Source organism: Streptomyces sp. NPDC046859, from assembly GCF_040645135.1.
Taxonomy (GTDB): Bacteria; Actinomycetota; Actinomycetes; order Streptomycetales; family Streptomycetaceae; genus Streptomyces.
The window spans coordinates 1-22,605 of sequence record NZ_JBEYXR010000004.1 but is presented as its reverse complement, the minus strand read 5'-3'; the positions used below and the strand labels follow the sequence as shown (position 1 = coordinate 22,605).

Genomic DNA, 22,605 nt, shown 5'->3' with positions numbered 1-22,605 from the left:
CCTGTGGCGCCGCACCGTGGGGACGGGGGCGGCGCGCACCACCCGGCCGGGTGGGGTGCCCCTTGAGCGGAGGGGCCGCCCCACCCGGCCGTGTCACGTCCGGGCCGCGCTCACACGTCCTGGCCGGGGCCGCCGCCCGAGGAGACCTCGATGCCCTCGGTGATCTCGTCGAGGACACCGAGGCCCTCGCCGACGTCGACACCGAGACGGACGACCGCGATCTCCTTGCCGTCGGAGGCCGGCGACGGGAAGGCGAGCGACTCGACGTAGCCGTCCGAGCCCTCACTGGTGACCGCCTGCCAGCGGACCAGGTAGCCCTTGCGCCCGGCCACGGTCACGGCCTCGGAGGCCAGCACCTTGTGCGAGGTGATCTTTCCGTAGCCCTTGCCGTAGGACTCCTCCGCGTTCGCCGCGATGTCCGCCTTGGCGACCTCCTCGGGGGTGTCGCCCGCGGTGCGGAGCACGAGCGCCGGGGCCGAGTAGGCGCCGCCCTTCATACAGGTCTCGGACTTCTGCGCGGGACACGGGTAGGTGTCCTTCGAGGCCACCTGCGCGCCGGCGCGGATCTGCTGCCCGTACCAGCCGTCCGGCACGGGAAGGCTGATCCCGTTCAGCGGGTCGGTGACCGAACCGCTCTCCACCTTCGGCGGCCCGGACTCCTGCGGGTCCCGCGACGGGCCGCCCGAGCCCCCGCCGGGACCGCCGGGCAGGTCCGGACGGTCCGGGGCCTGCCGGGAGCCCGCCGCCGTGCCGCCCGGGCCGTCCTCGGCCGTCAGCGCGTACACGCCGACGCCGATGCACGCGAGGACCACCGCCGCCACTCCGACGGCTATCCCGGTCCGCAGCCCGCGCCGGCCGCCGGGCTGCACCTGGCCGGGATAGCCGGGGTGCGCGGGGTAGGCCGGATACGCCCCGCCGGCCGGCGGGCCCGCCTGGGCGTCGGTCCCCGTGGGGCGGACCTGGTCCGTCCACGCGCTGCCGTCCCACCAGCGCTCGGTGGGCGGGCCGTCACTGTGCCGGCCTGGGTCGGGGTACCAGCCGGGAGGAGTCACCTGCGTCATACGCCCACCGTATGAGGTGCGGGTGAAAGCCGGATGAGAGGGCCGGTCCCGGGGGCGGCCCCCGGCCGGGGGACCGGTGCGCGAGGGGGCGCCCGCCCGGCCGGAAGGCGGACCGGGAAGCCATCGGGCGGCCCGGGCGCGCGATCCCCGGCGTAACCCCCGACTGCCCTTTTCTGGCCGGAATTTGACTGTCATTCAGTCGACAACGGCCATGTCGCGGCCCCTTCCCGTCGCCCGCCCGCACCAGCCGTCACCCGTCGCGGCAACAGGTGCCCCGACCGCTCTCCATTCGGTCCGCCGGAGGGCTACGCTCGGGGTCTGTACGTCGTCCGGGCGACTTGGGGAGGTAGCGGGATGACGGAGGTACGGCCCACGCGGGCCGCCTCGGCCTCCCTCTGGGAGCGCGACGAGGAAGTCGCCGCCATCGGGCGGGCCCTGGACCGGCTGTGCGCGGACGAGTCCTCCGCGGGCAGCCTGCTGGTGCTCCGGGCCGAGGCCGGACTGGGCAAGACCACCCTGCTGGCCGAAACACGCCGTATCGCGGAGGCCCGCGGCTGCACCGTCTGGTCCGCCCGCGGCGGCGAGACCCTCAGCTCCGTCCCGTTCAACGTCGTACGGCAGTTGCTCCAGCCGGCGCTGCTGTCGCTGATGCCGGAGGAGGCCCGCGAGTACCTCGGCGACTGGTACGACATCGCCGGCCCCGCCCTCGGCATAACGGACCCCGGTGAGCGGCAGGCCGACCCGCAGGGCGTCTGCGACGGACTGGTCGCCGCCGTCCGCCGGCTCGCCCGGCGCGAGTGGCCGCTGGTGCTGCTGATCGACGACGCCCACTGGGCCGACCAGGAGACCCTGCGCTGGCTCGCCGCCTTCAGCGAACGCCTCGACGAGCAGAACGTCCTGGTCGTCGTGGCCCGCCGCCCCGGCGAGGTCAGCGGCGACAGCGCCCGCCACCTCGACGCCATCGCCGCCGCCGGCACCTCCGTCGCCACCCTCAGCGCCCTCACCCCCGAGGCCACCGCCGGACTCACCCGCGCCACCCTCGGCACCCACGCCGACGCCGCGTTCTGCCGCGAGGTCTGGGCCGTCACCGGCGGCAACCCGTACGAGACCGTCGAACTCCTCGCCAAGGTCCAGGAGAACGAGTTCGAGCCGACCGAGGCGACGGCCGGCGAACTGCGCGCCCTGAACCGCGCCGCGCGCGGCGGCGGCCTCGTCGCCCGCCTGGAGACACTCGGCATCGAGGCCACCCGGTTCGCCTGGGCCGCCGCCATCCTCGGCACCGGCATCACCGTCGACCTGGTGGCCGAGCTGGCCACGATGAGCGTCGACGACGCCGTGCGCTGCGCCGAACTCCTGCGCAGCTCCCGCATCCTCACCGAACTCGACCCGGCCGGGGTGCAGCCCGACGAGGGCGAGTTCCAGTTCGTCCACCCGCTGATCGCCACCGCCGTCTACAACTCCATCCCGGACGCCCTGCGCACCGCCATGCACGGCATCGCCGCCCGCGTCGTCACCGACAACGGCCGGGGCGCCGCGGTCGCCGCCCGCCACCTCCTGGAGGTCCACCCCGACAGCGACGAGGAACTCGTCGAGCAACTGCGCGAAGCCGCCCGCGAGCACCTGGCCGTCGGCGCCCCCGACGCGGCCCGCCGCTGTCTGGAGCGCGCCCTGGTGGAGCCGCCCCGTCCCGAGATCCACGCCCATGTGCTGCACGAACTCGGTTGCGCGACCCTGCTGACCGCGCCCGCCGTCACCATCGACCACCTCCAGCGGGCCCTCGCCCTGCCCGGCCTGGACGGCGACGACCGCGTCGACGCCGTCTACCGCCTGTCCCAGGCCCTGCTCCACAACGACCAGCTGGAGGAGGCCGTCCGTACCGTCGAGGCGGAGGCCGCCCGGCAGAGCGGACCCACCCGGCTGCGGCTCCAGGCCGTGCAGTTCATGTGGGAGGGCATCCACGGCGAGGCCGCCTCACCCGGGCGCTCCGCGCGTCTCGCCGAGCTGGCCGCCACGTGCACCGGCCGGGACAACTCCGAGCGTGCCCTGTTCATCCTGCGGGGCTTCGACGCCATGGCCCGCGGCGAGAACGCCGAGGAGGTCGCCGAGGTGTGCGACCGCGCCCTCGTCAACGGCCGCCTCGCCCCCGGCCTCGGCTGGACCGACCCCGAGTGGGGCCTGGAGCTGCCGATGATGCTGGCCAGCGCCTACGCCTTCACGGACCGCCTCGACCGCGCCGAGACCCTGTACAACGAGGCACTGCGGGCCTACGAGTCGGTCGGCTGGAGCGGCGGCCATCTCGCCCTGGCCCATGCCTACGTGGGCCTCGGGCACCGCAGGCGCGGCCGGCTCCCGGAGGCCGAGGCGTCGCTGCGCCAGTCGCTGGCGCTCGCCGAGCGCGTCGGCCGGCGGCTGCCCCTGCACTGGTCCGCGACCTGCAACCTCGTCGACACGCTGCTCGCCCGCGGCCATGTCGAGGAGGCCTGGGACATCGCCGAGCGGTACGGCTTCGCCCCGCCCTATCCGTCCACCATCGTCCTGCCGGACCCGCGCGCGGTCCGCGGCCGGCTGCTGCTCGCCGTCGGCCGGACCAAGGAGGGCGTCAACGAACTGGAGGCCGCCGAGAAGGCGGCCGCCGTCCGCGGCCACCACAACCCCGTCCTCGTCCCCTGGGCCGTGGACCTCGCCCGCGCCCTCGCCAACGAGGACCCCGCGCGGGCCGCACGGCTGGCCGCCGAGGTCCGCCGGCGCGCCGAACGCCTGGGCACCGACACCGCGATCGGCGAGGCTCTGCGCTGCGCGGCCGCACTGGAGACCGGGCAGCGGGCGGTGCGCCTCGCCGAGCGGGCCGTCACCTATCTGGAGGCGTCGCCCTGCCAGTACGAGCACGCCGTCGCCCGCGTCGAGTACGGACTGGCCGCCCGCTCCGCCGTGGAGCTGCGGCGCGGACTGACGCTGGCCCGCTCGTGCGGCGCGGACGGTCTGGTGCGCCAGGCCGAGACGGCGCTGGCCACCGGCCTGGTCTGAGCCCGGTCACAGCCTCAGCAACTGCTCGGTGACGGCGGTCAGCCGCGCACGGGTGGCGGGATCGTAGGCGGCCGGGTGGGCCCGGGCGGGCGACGTGCCGTCGAAGTAGCCGCCCGAGCCCAGATCCCGGGTGGCGAGCGCCAGGACGCCGGGGGCGCCGTCGGCGACCGTGCGCCGGGGGGTGAGGCCGCTGTCGCGGACCATCGCCGTGTCCATGTGCGCCGCCGGGTGCACCACGTTCACCGAGACGCCCGTGCCGGCCAGCTCCCCGGCGAGGACGAACGTATGGACCGCCAGAGCGAACTTGCTGCGGCAGTACGCCGCCACGCCCTCGTAGCCGCGGGTCATCTCGGGGTCGCCCGGGTCCAGCGGCTCCTGGCCCGCGGAGCCGACGTTCACGATCCGGGCCGGCGCGTTCGCGCGCAGCACCGGCAGCAGCGCCCGGGTCAGCACCACCGGCGCCAGGTAGTTCACCGCGAGCCGCAGTTCGTGCCCGTCGGCGCTCAGCTCCCGGCGGGTGCGGTCCGGTCCGCCGCCGACCGCCGCGTTGTTGACCAGGACGTCCAGCTCGGGGTGGTCGCCCGCGACGTGCGCCGCCAGCTCCCGCACCTGGCCGAGCGACGCCAGGTCGGCCACGTATCCGTCGGCCTCCCCGACGGCCCGCAGCTCCTCGACGAGCCGTTCCGTGCGGCCGGCGTCCCGCCCGTGGGCGAGCACCCGGTGCCCGGCGCGGACCAGTTCGAAGGCGAGGTGACGGCCGAGCCCTGAGGTGGCGCCGGTGAGCAGCAGCGTGGACATGCCCTCACCGTAGGCACGCACGACGGCTCGTGCGCGCCGCCCGGGTCATCCGGCGGTGCCGGAGTCCGCGTCGGACTTCTCGGTGAGCACCCGCTGGGCGACGGCGAACGCGGCGTTCGCCGCCGGCACCCCGCAGTACACGGCCGTCTGGAGCAGGACGGCCCCGATCTCGTCCGGCGTCAGCCCGTTGCGCCGGGCCGCCCTGACGTGCATGGCCAGCTCGTCGTGATGCCCGTGCGCGACCAGCGCCGTCAGGGTGATCAGGCTGCGTTCGCGCCTGCTGAGCGTCGGGTCGGTCCAGACCTCCCCCCAGGCGTAGCGCGTGATGAAGTCCTGGAAGCGCGCGGTGAACGCGTTCTGGCGGGCCTGCGCCCGGTCCACGTGCGCGTCGCCCAGCACCTCGCGGCGCACCGCCATGCCCCGCGCGCCGTCGCCGCCCAGATGGGCGCGCAGCGCGGTGAGCACGGCCTCCGGGCGCTCCGCCGGGGCCAGGTGCGAGGCGCCCGGGATCTCGACGAGCGTGGCTCCCGGCACGGCGTCCGCGATCTCCCGCAGGTGGGCGGGCGGCGTCGCCGGGTCCTCCCGCCCCGCGACCAGCAGGACGGGCGCGGTGACGCGGTCCACCCGGTCCCGCAGGTCGAACGCGGCCAGGGCGTCGCAGCACGCGGCGTAGGCGCCGGGGTCCGCCTCGCGGTGGTCGCGGACCAGCCGCGGCACGGTGAAGCCGGGGGTGAACCAGCGGGTGTCCGCGCTGTCGGCGAGCCCGGCCAGCCCTTCCCGCCGTACCCGCGCGGCCCGCTCCTCCCACGGCGCGGCGCCGCCGAAGTGCGCCGACGAGCAGATCACGGCCAGCGACTCGACCCGCTGGGGGTGGTGGACCGCGAGGTGCAGCCCGACGGCACCGCCGAGCGAGACGCCCGCGTACGCGAACCGCTCGACGCCGAGGGAGTCGGCGAGGGCGAGCACCAGGCCCGCCAGGTCACCGACCGTCGCCCCGGCGCCGATCAGACCGGCCGGTGAGCGGCCGTGGCCGGGCAGGTCCCAGCGGATCACCCGGTGGGTGGCGGACAGCTCGGGCGCCACCGCGTCCCACAGCGCGTACGAGGTGCCGAGCGAGGGGCCGAGCAGCAGCGGGGGCGCGGAGGCGGGGCCTTCGATGCGATGGTGGAGAAGGGTCAACGTCGCTCCAGTGCACGGTCGGTGAGGGCTCCCGCGGAGCCGGTGTAGTGCGTCGGGTCGAGGTCGGCGCCGGCCAGCTCGGGGGCCTCGGCGAGCGGCCGTCCCTCGGCGGCCAGCCGGGTCAGCAGGTCCTTGGCGCGGGCGCGGCCCAGCTCCGCGGCGAGTTCGGCGGACAGCCGCTCCGAGACGACCGCCCCGCCGGTGAGGTCCAGATGCGCACGCATCACGTCCGGCCGCACCCGCAGCCCCTCCGCCAGCCCGGCGGCGTCGCGGGCCGCCCCGCCCACCAGGCGCAGCAGGTCCCGCAGCGGCTCCCACTCCGCGTGCCAGGCCCCGGCCGGCCGTTCGTCCTCGGCGACCAGGGAGCCGTAGAGAGTGGCCGCGAGCTGGGGGGCCCGCCGGGCGGCGGCGGCGATCAGGGTGGAGCGCACGGGGTTGGACTTGTGCGGCATGGCGGAGGACCCGCCGCCGCTGACCTCGGCGACCTCGGCGATCTCGGTGCGCGACAGGGTCAGCACGTCCACGGCGGCCTTTCCGAGCGCCCCCGCCGTGAACGCGAGGCACCCCGCGAGGTCGGCGACGGGTGTGCGCAGGGTGTGCCACGGCAACTCGGGTGCGCACAGACCGAGTTCCCGGGCATACGCCGCCGGGAGCGCGGTCGGGTCGCTCGCCCCGAACGCCCCGAACGCCGCCAGTGTCCCAGCGGCGCCGCCGAGTTGGGCGGGCAGCGCGTCCCGTACGGCCGTCGTCCGGTCCCGCGCGTCCAGGACCAGCGCCCGCCAGCCGGCCGCCTTCAGCCCGAACGTCGTCGGTACGGCGTGCTGGGTGAGGGTGCGCCCCGGCAGCGCGGTGTCGCGGTGCGCGGCGGCCAGCCGGGCGAACGCCCGCTCGGTCCGCTCCAGGTCGGCCAGGACCGGGCCGAGGGCGCGCACGGCCATGAGCATCGACGCGGTGTCCATGATGTCCTGGCTGGTGGCGCCCCGGTGCACGTAAGGGCCGTGCTCCGCGCCGACGGCCCGGGTCAGCGCGCCGACCAGGGGGATGACGGGGTTGCCGCCCGCGCGTGCCTGTTCGGCCAGCGCCCGCGCGTCGAAGCGGCGCGCGTCCGCCGCGCCGGTCACCGCGCGGGCCGCCTCCTCCGGGGCGAGACCCAGGGCCGCCTGGGCGCGGGTGAGGGCGGCCTCCGCGTCCAGCAGGGCCTGCAGGAACGCCACGTCGCCGGTCGCGCGGGCCGCGTCCGAGCCCGTCCAGCCGGGGGCGAGCAGTCCGCTGTCGCCGGATGCGGCAGAAGTCACTGGTACTCCAGGAAGACCGTCTCGCCTTCGCCCTGAAGGCGGATGTCGAAACGGTACGTGGCACGGCCCTCGTCGCGCGCGACCAGCGTGGCGCGTCGCTCCGCGTCCAGCCCCGCGAGCAGCGGGTCCGCGGCGTGCGCGGCCGTGTCCTCCGGCAGATAGATCCGGGTGAACAGGTGCACCAGCAGCCCGCGCGCGAACACGCACACGCTCAAATACGGAGCGCTCGGCCCGCGGGCGCCGGGACGCAGGGTGCGCGCGTACCAGTGCCCGTCCGTGTCGGTCTGCGCCCGGCCCCAGCCGGTGAACTCCACGCCGTTGCGGCCCAGATGCCCGCCGCTCGCCGGATCGCGCCGCATCGAGCCGTCGACGGCGGGGACGTTCCCGTCGGGGGCGGCGCCCCACACCTCGAGGAACGCGTCGGGCAGCGGAACGCCCGCGCCGTCCAGGACGTACCCGTGCACGGTGATCGTGTCCGGGTGCCCGAGCGGCGCGATCTCCTCGCCGCCGCGGAACGGCAGCGCGTAGCCGTAGAAGGGGCCCACCGTGTGGGAAGGGGTGGGCGGCACGCCGCCCGGTCCGTTCGTGTCGGTCGTCGTCACGGCTCAGCGCCCCTCTTCGAGCCGGGTGGCCTGCGGTCCGTCCAGCACGATGTCCCAGCGGTAGCCCATCGAGAACTCCGGCACGGACAGGTCGTGGTCGTACGTGGCGACGAGCCGCTGCCGGGCGGCGTCGTCGGTCACGGACTGGATGATCGGGTCGTAGGGGAACAGCGGATCGGCCGGGAAGTACATCTGGGTGACCAGACGCTGGGTGAAGGCCGTGCCGAACATCGAGAAGTGGATGTGGGCGGGCCGCCAGGCGTTGAGGTGGTTGCGCCACGGGTAGGGGCCCGGCTGGATCGTCGTGAAGTGGTACCGGCCGTCGGCGTCCGTGAGGGTGCGGCCCACACCGGTGAAGTTCGGGTCCAGCGGGGCGTCGTGCTGCTCGCGCTGATGGGCGTACCGGCCGGCCGCGTTGGCCTGCCAGATCTCGATGAGCTGGCCGCGCACCGGGCGCCCGTCGCGGTCCAGGAGCCGCCCGGAGACGGTGATCCGCTCGCCGAGGGGCTCACCGGTGTGCTGCCGGGTGAGGTCGTTGTCGATCCCGGTGACGTCCCGCTCGCCGAAGGCGGGGGAGTGCAGCTCGACCAGCTCCGGATCCCTGGTCACGTCGATGGCGACCGGCGGCTGCTTCGGATGGCGCAGGAGGGACGACCGGTACGGCGCGTAGTCCCGGCGCGGATGGTGCTCGACCGGCGCCCCGTCGGCGATCCGCTGCCGGTACGCGGCGCGCTCGGCGGCGATCTCCTGGTCGATGTCGTGCTGGGTGGGGGTCATGGGGTGGTTCCTCGGTGGTCGTGGGCGTCCGTGATCAGCCCGGCGCCGGTGCGGGCGGCGATCTCCCCGGCGTCGACGCCGGGCGCGGTCTCGACGAGCCGCAGCCCGTCCGGGGTGACGTCCAGGACGCCGAGGTCGGTGACGATCCGGTCCACGCACGCCGTGCCGGTGAGCGGCAGGGTGCACTCCCGCAGGATCTTCGGGAAGCCGTCCTTGGTGGTGTGGGTCATCACCACGATGACCGTGCGGGCCCCGTGCACCAGGTCCATGGCCCCGCCGATCCCGGTGATCATCGTGCCCGGGACGGCCCAGTTCGCCAGGTCGCCGCGCTCCGACACCTGCATGGCGCCGAGGACGGCCACGTCGATGTGCCCGCCCCGGATCATCGAGAACGACAGCGCCGAGTCGAAGAAGGAGGCGCCCGGCAGGACGGTCACGGTCTCCTTCCCGGCGTTGATCAGATCGGGGTCGACCTCGTCCTCCGCCGGGTAGGGGCCCGTGCCGAGGATGCCGTTCTCGGACTCCAGGACCACTTCGACGTCCGGCGGCAGATGGTTCGGGATCAGCGTCGGGAGCCCGATGCCGAGGTTGACGTACTGCCCGTCCCGCAGCTCGCGGGCGGCCCGCGCGGCCATCTCCTCCCGGGTCCACGCCATCAGCCGCTCACCGTCCCGTGCGCCGCGGGCGAGGAGACCGTGCGCCGCTCCACGCGCTTGTCCGCCGCCTGCTCCGGGGTGAGCGCCACGACCCGCTGCACGAAGATCCCCGGCAGATGCACCGCGTCCGGGTCGATGCCGCCGGGCTCGACGAGCTCCTCGACCTCGGCGATCGTGACCCGCCCGGCCATCGCGGCCAGCGGGTTGAAGTTCCGGGCGGACCTGGAGAACACCAGATTGCCGTGCCGGTCGCCGCGGGCGGCCCGCACCAGCGCGAAGTCGGTGCGGATGCCGCGCTCCAGCACGTACGCGGTTCCGTCGAACTCGCGCACCTCCTTCGGCGGCGAGGCGAGCGCGACCCCGCCGGAACCGTCGTAGCGCCAGGGCAGCCCGCCGTCGGCGACCTGGGTCCCGACGCCCGCCGGGGTGTAGAACGCGGGGATGCCGGCGCCCCCGGCACGCAGCCGCTCGGCCAGCGTGCCCTGCGGGATCATCTCCACCTCCAGCTCCCCGGACAGGTACTGCCGGGCGAACTCCTTGTTCGCGCCGATGTAGGAGCCGGTGACCCGGGCGATCCGCCCCGCCGACAGCAGGACGGCCAGCCCGGACTCCAGCGCCCCGCAGTTGTTGGAGACGACCGCGAGCCGGGACACCCCGCGCTCGTACACCGCCTGGATCAGCACGTTCGGCACACCGCTCAGGCCGAAGCCCCCCACGGCGAGCGACGCCCCGTCGCCGACGTCGGCCACCGCCTCCAGGGCCGTGGCGACCACCTTGTCCATCCGAGATGCCTCATCTCTTCCGAGCGCAGGACGCCGCGAAATGGTCAGCGCACTGAGCATCCGCGCGAGGTGCGTCTCACGCTGCCACCGGCTGCGAGAACAAGTCAATACCCCGTAACGGCACCGGTTTCCGAGCTGTTCGCGCCGGGGGCGGCTGTGCCGGAATCCGGTATCGTTCAGTGCACCGACGAAAAACGCCACACAGGGAGCGCGCATGGCCGCCGTGGACCTCGGCACCCACCCCGGGCATCTGGCCCGGCGGCTCCAGCAGGCGCACCACCTGCTGTGGAACACGATGGTCTCCGAGGAGATCACCTCGCCCCAGTTCGCCGTCCTCAACACCCTCGTCGCCGAGCCCGGCCTCGACCAGCGGACGGTGGGGGAGCGCGTCGGGCTCGACCGGTCCACCATCGCCGAGGTGATCACCCGGCTCGGGCGCCGCGGGCTGCTCGACAAGGTGCGCGACCCGCAGGACGGGCGCCGCTCCCTGCTGCGCCTCACCGACGACGGGCTGCGCACGCACAAGCGGCTGACCGTGCGCACCGCGCGGATGAACCAGGTCTTCCTCGCTCCGCTCTCCGGCGAGGAGCAGACGCTGTTCCTCGACCTCATCCGGCGGGTCGCGGACGCGGCGGAGGGGCTGCGCAACCCGGGGGAACCGCTCGCGCGGCAGCCCTAGGCGCCCGGAGACGCCGCTCGGGCGGCCGCGCGCCGTCAGGGCGCCTTCGTGAAGACGACCCAGACCTGGCCCCGCCGGAAGGGCATGGGCTTGCCGTCCTCCGTCGTGAACGTCGTGCCGTCCGTGGCCTTCGGGCGCTTCCACCGCACGTCGTAGGCGCGCCCGTCACGCAGCACCCGCGCCTTCCCCGAGCCCACCGTCTCGGTGAACGGCGTCTTGTTGCCGAGGAAGTCGTGATACACGGACTCGCGCACCTTCACCTCCTGCACGACGACCGTCGCCGCCGCCATCCGGCCCCCGTCCGTCGTCACGGCGGCCTTGCCGTCCATGGCGATCAGCCAGCGCTCCCGGCCCGGGGACCAGGTGAAGGTGTACCGGGCGGCGGGATACCGCACCGTCTGCGAGGCCGTCGCCCGGCCGCCCTCGGGAGCGGCACCGAAACGGAAACCGGTCGTCAGGGCGTCCGCGCCCGGCGTCGAGGACAGCAGCCGGTCGGGCCGCAGATACAGGTTGTGCGGGGCGGGCCGGTCCGTGTCGCGGACGTACGCGTCGGGCGCCGTGTCGGGAGGCCGCGCGCGCACCGCCGCCTTGTCGATCACCGGCAGGAGCTTGCTCTGCGCCCCGGAGAACGCGAACGTCGGCCGGTCGAACTGCGCCAGCAGCTCCAGATCGCTCTCGCGCGCGCTGCGCACCGGTCCGACGGTCTTCGGCAGCCGCGTCGCGTACACCGCCATCAGGCGGCTCAGGCCACCTTCCACCTGCTCGGCGTACACGACGTCCGCGGCGCTCAACCCGGTCTGGGGCCGGGCGGCACGGACGTTGTCGATCTTCACCGCGAGGACCGACGCCCGGGCGCTCCCGGCCGCTGACGCCGGACGGCCCCGGCCGTCGTCCTGCCCGGACGCGCAGCCCGCCGCGAGGGAGGCCGTCAGGGCGGCGGCCAGCAGCGCCGCCACGCTCGTGGCGCGCCTGCCGCGTGCCCCTTGCCGGCTGCCCACTGTCGTCACCCGTGCCCGCCCGCCCGGTCCATGCATCCATTTATACGCTTATCGGCTCACAGGGCCCATGTCGGATCGGGCCCCACCGCGTGCGTCCGTCCGTCGACCGGCCCGTCACCCGGCCGGACGCCCGCCCTCCCGTCCGGGTCCGGCCCGGGGCGCCACGCGGTTCGGCGGGGGAGCCACGGGTACCCGGGCGCCACGCACGAACGCGCACAGGCGACGGAGGGAGCACGGGGCGATGAGGGCAGTGACCTGGCAGGGCAAGCGGGACGTGCGCGTGGAGAACGTGCCCGATCCCAGGATCGAGGAACCCACCGACGCGATCATCCGCATCACCTCGTCCGGGCTGTGCGGCTCCGATCTGCACCTGTACGAGGTGCTGACGCCGTTCATGACCCCCGGCGACATCCTCGGTCACGAACCGATGGGCATCGTCGAGGAGGTCGGCGCCGGAGTGCCGGACCTCCAGGTGGGCGACCGGGTCGTGGTGCCGTTCCAGATCGCCTGCGGCGGCTGCTGGATGTGCCTGACCGGCCTTCCGACCCAGTGCGAGACCACCCAGGTCAGCAGTGAGGGCATGGGCGCGGCCCTGTTCGGCTACACCCGGCTGTACGGGGCGGTGCCGGGCGCCCAGGCCGAGTACCTGCGTGTCCCGCAGGCCCAGTTCGGCCCCATCAAGATCCCCGAGGGGCCCGCCGACGACCGGTTCGTCTACCTCTCCGACGTGCTGCCGACCGCCTGGCAGGCGGTCAAGTACGCGGGCGTGCCCCAGGGCGGCAGCGTCGCGGTGCTCGGCCTCGGCCCCATCGGCGACATGGCCTGCCGGGTCGCCCAGCTCCAGGGCGCCGGCCAGGTGTTCGGCGTCGACCTCGTGCCCGAGCGACTGAAGCGGGTCCGCGACCGGGGCGTCGAGACCTACGACCTGCGCAGCTTCGACAGCGAGAAGGAACTCGTCGCCGCCATCCGCGACGCCACCGACGGCCGTGGGCCGGACGCCGTGATCGACGCGGTCGGCACCGAGGCCCACGGCAGCGCCGTCGCCAAGCTCGCGCAGTCCGCCGCCGCGATCCTGCCCCGCAAGATCAGCGGCCCCTTCGCCGAGCGCTTCAGCGTCGACCGGCTGTCCGCCCTGTACACCGCGATCGACCTGGTCCGGCGCGGCGGCACGATCTCGCTGTCCGGCGTCTACGGCGGCATGGCCGACCCCATCCCGCTGCTCACCCTGTTCGACAAGCAGATCCAGGTGCGGATGGGCCAGGCCAACGTGCGCCGGTGGGCGGACGAGATCCTGCCGTACCTCACGGACGAGGACCCGCTCGGCGTCGACGACTTCGCCACCCACCGGGTGCCGCTGAGCGACGCCCCGCACGCCTACGAGATGTTCCAGCGCAAGCAGGAAGGCGCGGTCAAGGTGCTCATGAAGCCCTGACCGGCCCGCGCACGGGCCGAGCCGGTGCCCGGTCACGCCGGAGGTGCGAGGATCTCCGCGAGGTCGTAGCGCACCGGCTCCTCCAGTTGCTCGTACGTGCAGCTCTCGGGGGTGCGGTCCGGGCGCCAGCGGCGGAAGCGGGCCGTGTGCCGGAACCGGGCGCCGTTCTCCATGTGGTCGTACGCCACCTCGGCCACCCGCTCCGGCCGCAGCGGCACCCAGGACAGGTCCTTCTTGCCCGACCAGCGGCTCGGCGCCCCCGGCAGCCGGGCCGACTCGTGGGCCTCCTCCTCGGCCCAGGCGGCCCACGGGTGCCCGGAGACGTCGTCCATGCGCAGCGGCTCCAGCTCGTCGATCAGCTCGGCCCGCCGCTTCATCGAGAACGCCGCGGACACCCCCACGTGCTGGAGGGCGCCCCGGTCGTCGTACAGGCCGAGCAGGAGCGATCCGACGACCGGGCCGCTCTTGTGCAGCCGGTAGCCCGCGACGACGACGTCCGCCGTCCGCTCGTGCTTGATCTTGAACATCGCCCGTTCGTCCGGGAGGTAGCGCAGCGCGAGCGGCTTGGCGACCACACCGTCGAGACCGGCCCCCTCGTACTGCTCGAACCACCCCTGGGCCGTCTCGACGTCGGTCGTCGCCGGCGCCACGTGCACCGGTGCCGTCACCCCGGACAGCGCCGACGTCAGCAGCGCCCGGCGGTCCGTCAGCGGGGCCCGCATCAGGGACTCGTCCGCCAGCGCCAGCAGATCGAACGCCACGAACGACGCCGGGGTCCGCTCCGCCAGCGTGCGCACCCGCGAGTCCGCCGGGTGGATGCGCTCGGTGAGGGCGTCGAAGTCCAGCCGCCCCTCCCGGGCGATCACGATCTCCCCGTCCACCACGCACCGCTGCGGAAGGCGCTCCCTCAGCGCCGCCACCAGCTCGGGGAAGTACCTGGTCAGCGACTTGGTGGTCCGGCTGGCCAGCTCGACCTCGTCCCCGTCCCGGAACACGATCGCCCGGAAGCCGTCCCACTTCGCCTCGTACTGCATGCCCGGCGGGATCTTCGCCACCGACTTGGCGAGCATCGGCTTCACGGGCGGCATCACCGGCAGGTCCATGGTCCGATTCTGCTGGGCGCCGGCCGGACCCGCCCGATGTGCGAGGCGTCCGTGCGACGCCTACCGTGACGGCCATGGGCGACGCGGTGGAACTTCAGGCGGGCGGGCGGACCGTACGGCTGTCCAGCCCGGGCAAGGTCTTCTTCCCGGAGCGCGGCTTCACCAAGCTGGACCTCGCGCAGTACTACGCCGCCGTCGGCCCCGGCATCCTGCGCGCCCTGCGCGACCGGCCCACCACCCTGGAGCGCTACCCCGACGGGGTGACCGGCGAGTGGTTCTACCAGAAGCGGGCCCCCAAGAATATGCCCGACTGGATCCCGACCGCCCACATCACGTTCCCCAGCGGCCGCAGCGCCGATGAGATGTGCCCCACCGAGGAGGCGGCCGTCGTCTGGGCCGCCCAGTACGGCACGCTCACCTTCCACCCCTGGCCGGTCCGCCGCGACGACGTCGACCACCCCGACGAACTGCGCATCGACCTCGACCCGCAGCCCGGCACCGACTACGACGACGCGGTGCGCGCCGCCCACGAACTGAGGGCCGTGCTGGACGAGTTCGGGGGTCTGCGCGGCTGGCCCAAGACGTCCGGCGGGCGCGGGCTGCACGTCTTCGTGCCGATCGAGCCGCGCTGGACCTTCACCCAGGTCAGGCGGGCCGCCATCGCCATCGGACGGGAGATGGAGCGCCGGATGCCGGACCATGTCACGATCAAGTGGTGGAAGGAGGAGCGGGGCGAGCGCATCTTCATCGACTACAACCAGACCGCCCGGGACCGCACCATCGCCTCCGCCTACTCCGTGCGGGCCCGGCCGCACGCCCCCGTCTCCGCGCCGCTGCGCTGGGAGGAGGTGGGCACCGCCCACCCGCGGGACTTCGACATCGCCACCATGCCGGCCCGCTTCGCCGAACTCGGCGACGTGCACGCCGACATGGATAACCACCGCTATGCGCTGGACGCGCTGCTGGACCTCGCGAACAAGGACGAGCGCGACCACGGGCTCGGCGATCTGCCGTACCCGCCCGAGTATCCCAAGATGCCGGGCGAACCCAGGCGGGTACAGCCGAGCCGGGCCAGGAAGGCGGCGCCCCACGAGGAGACGCCGCCGGAGCCTACAGCTCCATGATCCGGACGTCCCGGTACGAGACCACGTCCGTCGTGCTGTGCGCCTGGAGCCCGATGTAGCCGGAGGCGAACCGCCGCCCGTCCGTGCCCGGATCGTCCGAGCGCGGCGGGGTGAAGTCCTGGCCTCCGATGTTGTCGAACTCGTTGATCAGCACGCCGTTGCGGTAGACCGAGTAGTGCTGGTCGACCACCCGGATCTCGTAGTCGTTCCACGTGCCCTTCTGGGTGACGCCCGCACCGGCGAGCCCCACCCGGTCGAAGCCGTAGACCGACCCGGTCTTGTACATGTCGCCGGTGGGCGAGTCGAACACCTGGACCTCGTGCCCGTACTTGATGGCGACCCACTCCGGGCGTGACTCCTCCGGGTGGTCGTGGACCCACGGGAAGCGCACGAGCACACCGGAGTTGGCGTTGCCCGTGCCCGGCGCGTCGTCACGCCACTGGAGCTTCAGCGAGAAGTCGCCGTACTTGCGCTCCGGGAACCACAGCATGCCCAGGCCGGACCGGCTGGTGCCGCTGGTGATCGACCCGTCGCCGTTCGGCGCGAACGAACCGCCGCCCACGTGCTGCCATTTCGCGAACGACTCCGGGCTGCCGTCGAGGATCGTGCGGTACCCCTCGGTCTGGCCCGGCTCGCCGATCCCGGACTGACGGGCCGCCTGGCGGATCGCCTTGTACTCGCGCTGGTCGACGACCCCTTCCTTCAGGAGCCGGTCCAGGACCGAGGTCACGTGCTTGACGAACAGCGCGTGCGACGTCCACTCCTTCTCGTCCTCGATCAGCTCGTTGATCCGGCACCGGCTGTTGGTGAGCCGGTTCGGGACGCCCGAGTCGACCGTGCCCACGATCACCGTCAGCCGCTCGTCGAACTCCGGGCAGTTGGGCGCGGGGACCTGGCCGGCGACCACCGTGAAGGTGACCGTGCGGGCGGCGGAGGTGTTGCCCGCCTTGTCCGTCGCCCGGTAGGCCAGCGTGTGGGTGCCCGCCCGGTCCACGACGACCGGCGCGGTGTAGGCCAGGTAGGGCCCGCCGTCGATGGAGTACTCGATTCGGTCGACGCCCGAGCCGTGGTGCTCGTCGGTCGCCGTGACCGTCACCTTGGCGGTGCCGACATACGCGCCGGACGAGTTCTTCGTGCCCTCGACCGTCACGCCCGTCACCGGTGCCGTCGTGTCGTCCTCGGGGGCCGGCACGACCGTGAAGCGCACGTCCTCGGCGGGCGCCACGTTGCCCGCCTTGTCGGTGGCCCGGTAGCGCACGGTGTGGCTGCCCGGCTCGTGGACCATCACCGGCGCGGTGTACGGCTGCCAGGCGCCGTCGCCGAGCGCGTACTCGACGCCGTTGACACCGGAACCGGTGTCGGACGCGGAGACCGTGACGGTCGCCATGCCGATGTACGCCCCGTCGGCGTCCTTCTCGCCGCTGACCGTCGCCGACGTCTCGGGCGGGGTCGTGTCGTCGGACTGCGGCGCCACCACGGTGAACGTGACGCTCTTCTCGGCCGAGACGTTGCCCGCCTTGTCGAGCGCCCGGTAGCGGACCGTGTGGTCGCCGACCTGGTCGACCACGACCGGCGCGGTGTACGGCTGCCAGGCGCCGTCGCCGAGCGCGTACTCGACGCGGTCCACTCCGGAGCCGCCCGCCTCGTCGGTGGCGTGGACCGCCACGCTCGCCGAACCGACGTACTGCCCCTGGGCGTTCTGTGTCCCGCTGACGTGGGCCGTCGCCTCCGGAGCCGTCGTGTCCTCGCCCGTGCCCTCGGTGACGATCAGGATGCCCTGCATCTGCCCGTGGCCGGGGATCGTGCAGTGGTAGCGGTAGCGGCCGGGGGTGAGCGTGACCTCCGCCGTGTGCCGGCCGCCCTGGTCGTCGTTCGGGTTCGCCAGGATGTTGAGCTGCACGTCGTCGTTGAACTCGACGTCCGAGGTGTCGAAGGTCAGCGTGTGCGGCATCCCGGTGGTGTTGCCGGTCGCCACGCTGTTCTCGAACACGATCGTCGCCGGGCCCGCCACGGCCGTCGTGGGCGCCGAGGCGTACTTCGTGATGTCGTCGCCCGCGGTCCAGGTGAGGACCTGGGCGGCGGCCGCCTCCGCTGCCGGCCGGGGCTGTCCCGTCGCGGGCAGGGCCTGGAGCCCGAGCACCACCAGCAGCGCGGCCAGCAGGGCCGCCCATGCTCTTCGTCGTGTCACTGCGTCCCCCTCGCCAGTCGGCCGGCGGCCGGGGTGGGCCCGCCGCCCGTGTAGGTGACCCGCCACAGAGCCGACTTGCCGTCCGAGGTGAAGAAGCCACGGCCGTAGTCGAGCACGTACAGCGCGCCGTCCGGACCGAACTTCCAGTCCATGAGGTTCTTGATGCCGTCGTTGCCGATCGGCACGATCTTCTTCAGCGACTCCGAGTGGACCGGCAGACCGCCGTCCCCGTGGGTCTTCGGGTCGGTGATCACCGCGTTGCGCGGCTGGTCGGCGTCGTAGAAGTCGCCGACGAACCACTTGCCGTCCCAGTACGCGGGCCACTTCGTCGCGCTCGTGCCCGCCGCGTCGTAGCGGTACACCGGCCCGTTCATCGCGGCCTGCCCGCCGCCCTTCAGCCACGGCAGCGCGTAGGTGCCCTCCTCCTGCTTGTACGACGGCACGCCGTTCGCGTCCCGGGGGAAGTCCGGGGCGCCGCCCTGCGGGGAGTACCAGATGTTGTTCCCGGTCACCGGCGGCAGGTTGACCAGGCCGTCGTTGTTCGGCGACTCGTTCTTCGGGTGGTCGCAGTCGTACCAGCCCAGCGGCTTGCTCGGGTCGGGCAGGTTGCGGTCCCGGTAGGGCTGCTTGTTGCCCATGCAGTACGGCCAGCCGCGGTTGCTCGCCTTGGTGATGACCGCGAAGGTGTCGTACTTGGCCGGACCCCAGGTCGTCGACGGGGCCCCGGCGTCCGGACCCACCCAGCCCGCGTACAGCACGTCGGTCTGCCGGTCGACGGAGATGCGCGCCGGGTTGCGGACGCCCATCACATAGATCTCGCCTCGGGTCTTGCCGCCGCCCTCGGCGGTCTCCTCGCCGGTGAAGAGGTTGCCCTCCGGCAGGGTGTAGGTGCCGTCCGGCTCCGGGTGGATGCGCAGGATCTTGCCGTTGAGGTTGTTGGTGTTGCCGGCGGTGCGGCGCGCGTCGGCGAAGGACACGCCCTTGTAGTTGGGCTCGGGGTTGTTGCCCGAGTAACCGCCGCTGAAGCCGCTGGAGTTGTTGTCGCCGGTCGCGATGTACAGGTTGCCCTTGGAGTCCCAGGCCATCCCGCCACCCGCGTGGCAGCAGCTGTGGATCTGCACGGGCCACTTCAGCAGCACCTTCTCGCTGCCCAGGTCCAGCTTGTTCGTCGCCAGGTCGAGCGTGAAGCGCGAGACCCGCCGCTCGGCCATCCGCTTGTCGCGGTCGATCCGGGCGTGCGGGGTGTAGTGCAGGTACACCCAGCCGTTGTCCTCGAAGCGCGGATCGAGCTCGATGCCGAGGAGCCCCTCCTCGACCTTGGTCAGCTCGTCCCCGCCGCCCTTGTTGCCGAAGACCGTGAGCGCCCCCGCGAGGGTGACCTGCTTCGTCTTCGGGTCGTAGACGTGGATCTCTCCCTTGCCCTTCCCGACGTCCGGGTTGCTCCAGTCCGTGATGACGGGCTGCGAGGAGTCCGCGCCGCCGCGGCCGATGTAGAGCACCCTGCCGTCGGGGGCCGTGACCAGGCCGTGCGGTTCGCCGATCTGGTCGTTCCGGCCCGGCTGGTTGGGCTGGGTCAGCCGCTCCGCCTTGTAGTTGCCGGTGATGGTGGCCTTGCAGTCGGCCTGCACGAGCCGCGTCGTCCACAGCAGGGCGCCGCGCAGATGGGAGCGGAAGTCCGTCTCGTCGTACGAGGAGACCGTGCCGCCCATCCCGGTGTAGAAGGAACGGCCGCCGTCGTAGTCACGGCACCAGCTCACCGGGTGGTCCCAGCCGTTGGCGCCCGCTCCGGGCTGGTACGACGACTCGCGCACCCGGGCGACCGTGTGCACCTCGCCGGACGGGTTCTTCACCCAGTTCAGCCACTTGTCCGGGCGCTTCCACTGCAGCGGCAGCTCCTTGGTGGCCGGGTGCCGCCGGTCGCCCACCTCGACGACCGCGCGCTGCGCGGTCGCCGGGCTCGCACTCGCGGGACGCGCCCCGATCAGGCCGGTGAACCAGTCCGAGTACGGCTCGGCGCGGGCCGCGTCATGGATGCCGACGAAACCGCCGCCCGCCTCCATGTACGCCTCCAGACCCGCCTCCTGCTCGGGGTCGAGGACGTCGCCGCCGCCGGTGAGGAAGACGATCGCGTTGAAGCGGCTCAGCCTGGTCTCGTCGGTGAAGACCGAGGCGTCCTTCGTGGCCGTGACCGCGAAACGCTGCTCCGCCGGTCCCGACAGGCCGATCTTCTCGACGGCCTCGATGCCGGCGTTCACCAGGGGCGACTCCTCGCCGGCCGCCGCGGACCCGTGGAAGATGAGCACCCGCACATTCGCGCCGCCGGGCGGCGACTTGATGGACATCGTTGTCAGGGGTGGATCCGGCGCCGGGCGCGCGGTCGCCGCCGGTGCGGACATCAGCCCGGCGGCGACCACCCCTGCGGCCACACCGGCCACCCAGGTACGTCTTCTCGTGCTCAACCCTCGTAAGTGCATGGGCACCTCCACGGTCACAGCGACAGCGACTAGGAAGGTAGACCCCTTTGAACCACTCGCCAATACCTATGACCGGACTCGGACGAACTTTGTCCTGAGTGTGGATAAACCTCGGGGCGGCCGGTACGGTCGCTGCGGTTCACCCCCGTAAATTTCCGTACCGCCGTGGGGAGTTCGGCATGGACAGACGCAGCTTCAACCGACGGGTACTGCTCGGCGGCGCGACCGTCGCGACATCGTTGTCCCTCGCGTCCGTACCCGAGGCGGCGGGCGCGGCCGCACCGGCGCGGACCGCTCGGGCCGGAGGCGAGGTCCGCCATCTCAAGCTCTACATCGAGAAACTGGCGGACGGACAGCTCGGCTACGGCTTCGAGAAGGGCAAGGCGACGGTCCCCGGCCCGCTGATCGAGCTCAACGAGGGCGACACCGCACACATCGAGGTCGAGAACACCCTGGACGTCCCGGCGAGTCTGCACGTCCACGGCCTCGACTACGAGATCACCAGCGACGGCACCAAGCTCAACAGGAGCGACGTCGAGCCCGGCGGCACCCGCACCTACACCTGGCGCACCCATGCCCCGGGCCGCCGCGCCGACGGCACCTGGCGGGCGGGCAGCGCGGGCTACTGGCACTACCACGACCACGTCGTCGGCACCGAACACGGCACGGGCGGCATCCGCAAGGGCCTCTACGGGCCGGTCGTCGTCCGGCGCAAGGGCGACGTCCTGCCGGACGCGACGCACACGATCGTCTTCAACGACATGCTCATCAACAACAAGCCGGCGCACAGCGGCCCGGACTTCGAGGCCACGGTGGGCGATCGCGTCGAGTTCGTGGTGATCACGCACGGCGAGTACTACCACACCTTCCATATGCACGGGCACCGCTGGGCCGACAACCGCACCGGCCTGCTGACCGGCCCCGACGACCCGAGCCAGGTGATCGACAACAAGATCGTCGGCCCGGCGGACTCGTTCGGCTTCCAGGTGATCGCGGGCGAGGGCGTCGGCGCGGGCGCCTGGATGTACCACTGCCATGTGCAGAGCCACTCCGACATGGGCATGGTCGGGCTGTTCCTGGTCAGGAAGAAGGACGGGACGATCCCCGGCTACGACCCGCACGACCACGGGCACGCCTCCTCGTCCACGGACTCGTCCGCCACGGACTCGCCGGCCAAGGGCACTTCGGGGGCGGCGCACGAGCACTGAGCCTGCCCGGCGGGGGAGGCGGCGGCGAGAGCGCTCTCACAAACGGCTCCGGCCATGGCTATCCTGATCGGCAACCGCCGACGAGGAGCCGTGAAGTGACCGAAACCGCCCCGCGCCCCACACTGGAGGCCGTGGCCGCCCGGGCCGGGGTCTCACGGGCCACCGTGTCCCGTGTGGTCAACGGCGGCGACGGCGTCCGTGAACGCCTCGTCGAACGGGTCCGCAAGGCGGTCGACGAACTCGGCTACGTCCCCAACCAGGCCGCGCGCAGCCTGGTGACCCGCCGGCACGACGCGGTCGCGGTCGTCGTCGCCGAACCGGAGTCCCGCGTCTTCGCCGACCCGTTCTTCGCGCTCCAGCTGCGCGGCATCAGCAAGGAGCTGACCGCCCACGACAACCAGCTCGTGCTGCTGCTCACCGAGGGGCGCGACGACCACGCCCGTGTCGCCCGCTACCTCGCCGGAGGGCATGTCGACGGGGCGCTCGTCTTCTCCCTGCACCTCGACGACCCGCTGCCCGGCCTGATCCAGCGCGCCGGGGTGCCGACCGTGTTCGGCGGCCGGCCCGGCTGGAGCGGCGAGACCCGCGGCGTCGTCTACGTCGACGTCGACAACCGGGGCGGCGCACGTGACGCCGTGCGCCATCTCGCCGGCCTCGGCCGCACCCGGATCGCGCACATCGCGGGTGCCCTCGACCAGACGTCGGCGGTCGACCGGCTGGACGGGTACCGGGACGTCATGGTCGACGCCGACCCGCGGCTCATCGCCGAGGGCGACTTCACCCCGGCCGGCGGTGAGCGCGCGATGCGGGAACTGCTGGAGCGCTGCCCCGACGTGGACGCCGTGTTCGCCGCCAACGACCTGACCGCGGCCGGCGCGCTGCGCGTACTGCGGGAGGCCGGGCGGCGGGTGCCGGACGACGTGGCCGTGATCGGCTTCGACGACATGCTGCCGGTGGCCGAACAGACCGATCCGGCCCTCACCACGGTCCGTCAGGACATAGAGGAGATGGGCCGGCTGATGGCCCGGCTGCTGCTGCGCGAACTCGACCGGCGCCCCGCCGACGAGCCCGTCGCCTCCGCCCCGTCCAGCGTGGTCCTGCCGACCACCCTGGTCCGGCGCGCGTCGGCCTAGGGCCTTTCGTTCGGATCAGCCCGGCTGTGGCCGACGGGACATGGTGACGTGCCCGAGCGGGGTCCGGTGCGTGCGGCTGCAAGGCGGAGGAG

General features: G+C 73.3%; 18 protein-coding genes. 6 read left to right on the top strand and 12 right to left on the bottom strand.

Features of this window, described 5'->3' with window-relative positions; translation table 11 throughout:
• Positions 1–110: 110 nt before the first annotated feature.
• On the bottom strand, positions 111–1,061 hold the full coding sequence (locus ABZ899_RS06540; RefSeq protein WP_361341645.1) for a DUF2510 domain-containing protein: 951 nt from the start codon (positions 1,059–1,061) through the stop codon (positions 111–113).
• Positions 1,062–1,415: 354 nt separating this feature from the next.
• Here ABZ899_RS06540 and ABZ899_RS06535 point away from each other — a divergent pair, with 354 nt between their 5' ends.
• Positions 1,416–4,085 (top strand): AAA family ATPase, encoded by a 2,670-nt coding sequence (locus ABZ899_RS06535; RefSeq protein WP_361341642.1) that lies wholly within the window; start codon positions 1,416–1,418, stop codon positions 4,083–4,085.
• A 6-nt stretch (positions 4,086–4,091) separates the two neighbouring features.
• Here the strand turns inward: ABZ899_RS06535 and ABZ899_RS06530 are convergent, their stop codons facing one another.
• The 7 genes from ABZ899_RS06530 to ABZ899_RS06500 are packed head-to-tail and all read right to left on the bottom strand — an operon-like array spanning position 4,092 to position 10,174.
• Positions 4,092–4,883 (bottom strand): SDR family NAD(P)-dependent oxidoreductase, encoded by a 792-nt coding sequence (locus ABZ899_RS06530; RefSeq protein WP_361341640.1) that lies wholly within the window; start codon positions 4,881–4,883, stop codon positions 4,092–4,094.
• Positions 4,884–4,928: 45 nt separating this feature from the next.
• A complete protein-coding gene (gene pcaD, locus ABZ899_RS06525; RefSeq protein ID WP_361341637.1) occupies positions 4,929–6,062 on the bottom strand; it encodes a 3-oxoadipate enol-lactonase in 1,134 nt (377 codons plus the stop codon).
• The gene (pcaB, locus tag ABZ899_RS06520) at positions 6,059–7,357 is read right to left on the bottom strand and encodes a 3-carboxy-cis,cis-muconate cycloisomerase (RefSeq protein WP_361341634.1); all 1,299 of its coding nucleotides are present in this window, start codon (positions 7,355–7,357) and stop codon (positions 6,059–6,061) included. Before pcaB ends, pcaD begins: the two co-directional genes overlap by 4 nt.
• The gene (gene pcaG / locus ABZ899_RS06515) at positions 7,354–7,959 is read right to left on the bottom strand and encodes a protocatechuate 3,4-dioxygenase subunit alpha (protein WP_361341631.1); all 606 of its coding nucleotides are present in this window, start codon (positions 7,957–7,959) and stop codon (positions 7,354–7,356) included. Before pcaG ends, pcaB begins: the two co-directional genes overlap by 4 nt.
• Before the next feature lie 3 nt (positions 7,960–7,962).
• Positions 7,963–8,736: a protocatechuate 3,4-dioxygenase subunit beta gene (gene pcaH, locus ABZ899_RS06510; protein ID WP_361341628.1), complete on the bottom strand. Its 774-nt coding sequence runs from the start codon at positions 8,734–8,736 to the stop codon at positions 7,963–7,965.
• A complete protein-coding gene (locus tag ABZ899_RS06505) occupies positions 8,733–9,392 on the bottom strand; it encodes a CoA transferase subunit B (protein ID WP_361341625.1) in 660 nt (219 codons plus the stop codon). Before ABZ899_RS06505 ends, pcaH begins: the two co-directional genes overlap by 4 nt.
• Positions 9,392–10,174: a CoA transferase subunit A gene (locus ABZ899_RS06500; protein WP_361341622.1), complete on the bottom strand. Its 783-nt coding sequence runs from the start codon at positions 10,172–10,174 to the stop codon at positions 9,392–9,394. The genes ABZ899_RS06505 and ABZ899_RS06500 overlap by 1 nt, the downstream gene beginning before the upstream one ends.
• Before the next feature lie 214 nt (positions 10,175–10,388).
• Between ABZ899_RS06500 and ABZ899_RS06495 the strand changes: the two genes are divergently transcribed.
• Positions 10,389–10,853 (top strand): MarR family transcriptional regulator, encoded by a 465-nt coding sequence (locus ABZ899_RS06495; RefSeq protein WP_361341619.1) that lies wholly within the window; start codon positions 10,389–10,391, stop codon positions 10,851–10,853.
• 35 nt (positions 10,854–10,888) lie between these two features.
• Here the strand turns inward: ABZ899_RS06495 and ABZ899_RS06490 are convergent, their stop codons facing one another.
• Positions 10,889–11,851 carry a DUF3048 domain-containing protein gene (locus ABZ899_RS06490; protein WP_361341616.1) on the bottom strand — a complete coding sequence of 321 codons (963 nt, stop codon included), beginning with the start codon at positions 11,849–11,851 and terminating at the stop codon, positions 10,889–10,891.
• Positions 11,852–12,092: 241 nt separating this feature from the next.
• Here ABZ899_RS06490 and ABZ899_RS06485 point away from each other — a divergent pair, with 241 nt between their 5' ends.
• On the top strand, positions 12,093–13,283 hold the full coding sequence (locus ABZ899_RS06485) for a zinc-dependent alcohol dehydrogenase (RefSeq protein ID WP_361341613.1): 1,191 nt from the start codon (positions 12,093–12,095) through the stop codon (positions 13,281–13,283).
• Between the two features lie 32 nt (positions 13,284–13,315).
• Here ABZ899_RS06485 and ABZ899_RS06480 read toward each other — a convergent pair whose 3' ends face one another.
• On the bottom strand, positions 13,316–14,386 hold the full coding sequence (locus ABZ899_RS06480) for an ATP-dependent DNA ligase (protein WP_361341611.1): 1,071 nt from the start codon (positions 14,384–14,386) through the stop codon (positions 13,316–13,318).
• Between the two features lie 74 nt (positions 14,387–14,460).
• Between ABZ899_RS06480 and ligD the strand changes: the two genes are divergently transcribed.
• Positions 14,461–15,510, top strand: coding sequence for a non-homologous end-joining DNA ligase (gene ligD, locus ABZ899_RS06475; RefSeq protein ID WP_361341608.1), 1,050 nt, complete (start codon positions 14,461–14,463; stop codon positions 15,508–15,510).
• Here the strand turns inward: ligD and ABZ899_RS06470 are convergent.
• Both ABZ899_RS06470 and ABZ899_RS06465 read right to left on the bottom strand, forming a co-directional pair.
• The gene (locus ABZ899_RS06470) at positions 15,497–17,698 is read right to left on the bottom strand and encodes a family 16 glycoside hydrolase (RefSeq protein WP_361341605.1); all 2,202 of its coding nucleotides are present in this window, start codon (positions 17,696–17,698) and stop codon (positions 15,497–15,499) included. The two genes, ligD and ABZ899_RS06470, sit on opposite strands and share 14 nt — an antisense overlap.
• Positions 17,695–20,172: a ThuA domain-containing protein gene (locus ABZ899_RS06465; protein WP_361341602.1), complete on the bottom strand. Its 2,478-nt coding sequence runs from the start codon at positions 20,170–20,172 to the stop codon at positions 17,695–17,697. The genes ABZ899_RS06470 and ABZ899_RS06465 overlap by 4 nt, the downstream gene beginning before the upstream one ends.
• 179 nt (positions 20,173–20,351) lie before the next feature.
• On the opposite strand from ABZ899_RS06465, the gene ABZ899_RS06460 reads away from it, so the two are divergent.
• The gene (locus tag ABZ899_RS06460; RefSeq protein ID WP_361341599.1) at positions 20,352–21,380 is read left to right on the top strand and encodes a multicopper oxidase domain-containing protein; all 1,029 of its coding nucleotides are present in this window, start codon (positions 20,352–20,354) and stop codon (positions 21,378–21,380) included.
• Between the two features lie 95 nt (positions 21,381–21,475).
• Positions 21,476–22,513 carry a LacI family DNA-binding transcriptional regulator gene (locus ABZ899_RS06455; RefSeq protein WP_361341596.1) on the top strand — a complete coding sequence of 346 codons (1,038 nt, stop codon included), beginning with the start codon at positions 21,476–21,478 and terminating at the stop codon, positions 22,511–22,513.
• Positions 22,514–22,605 lie beyond the last annotated feature (92 nt).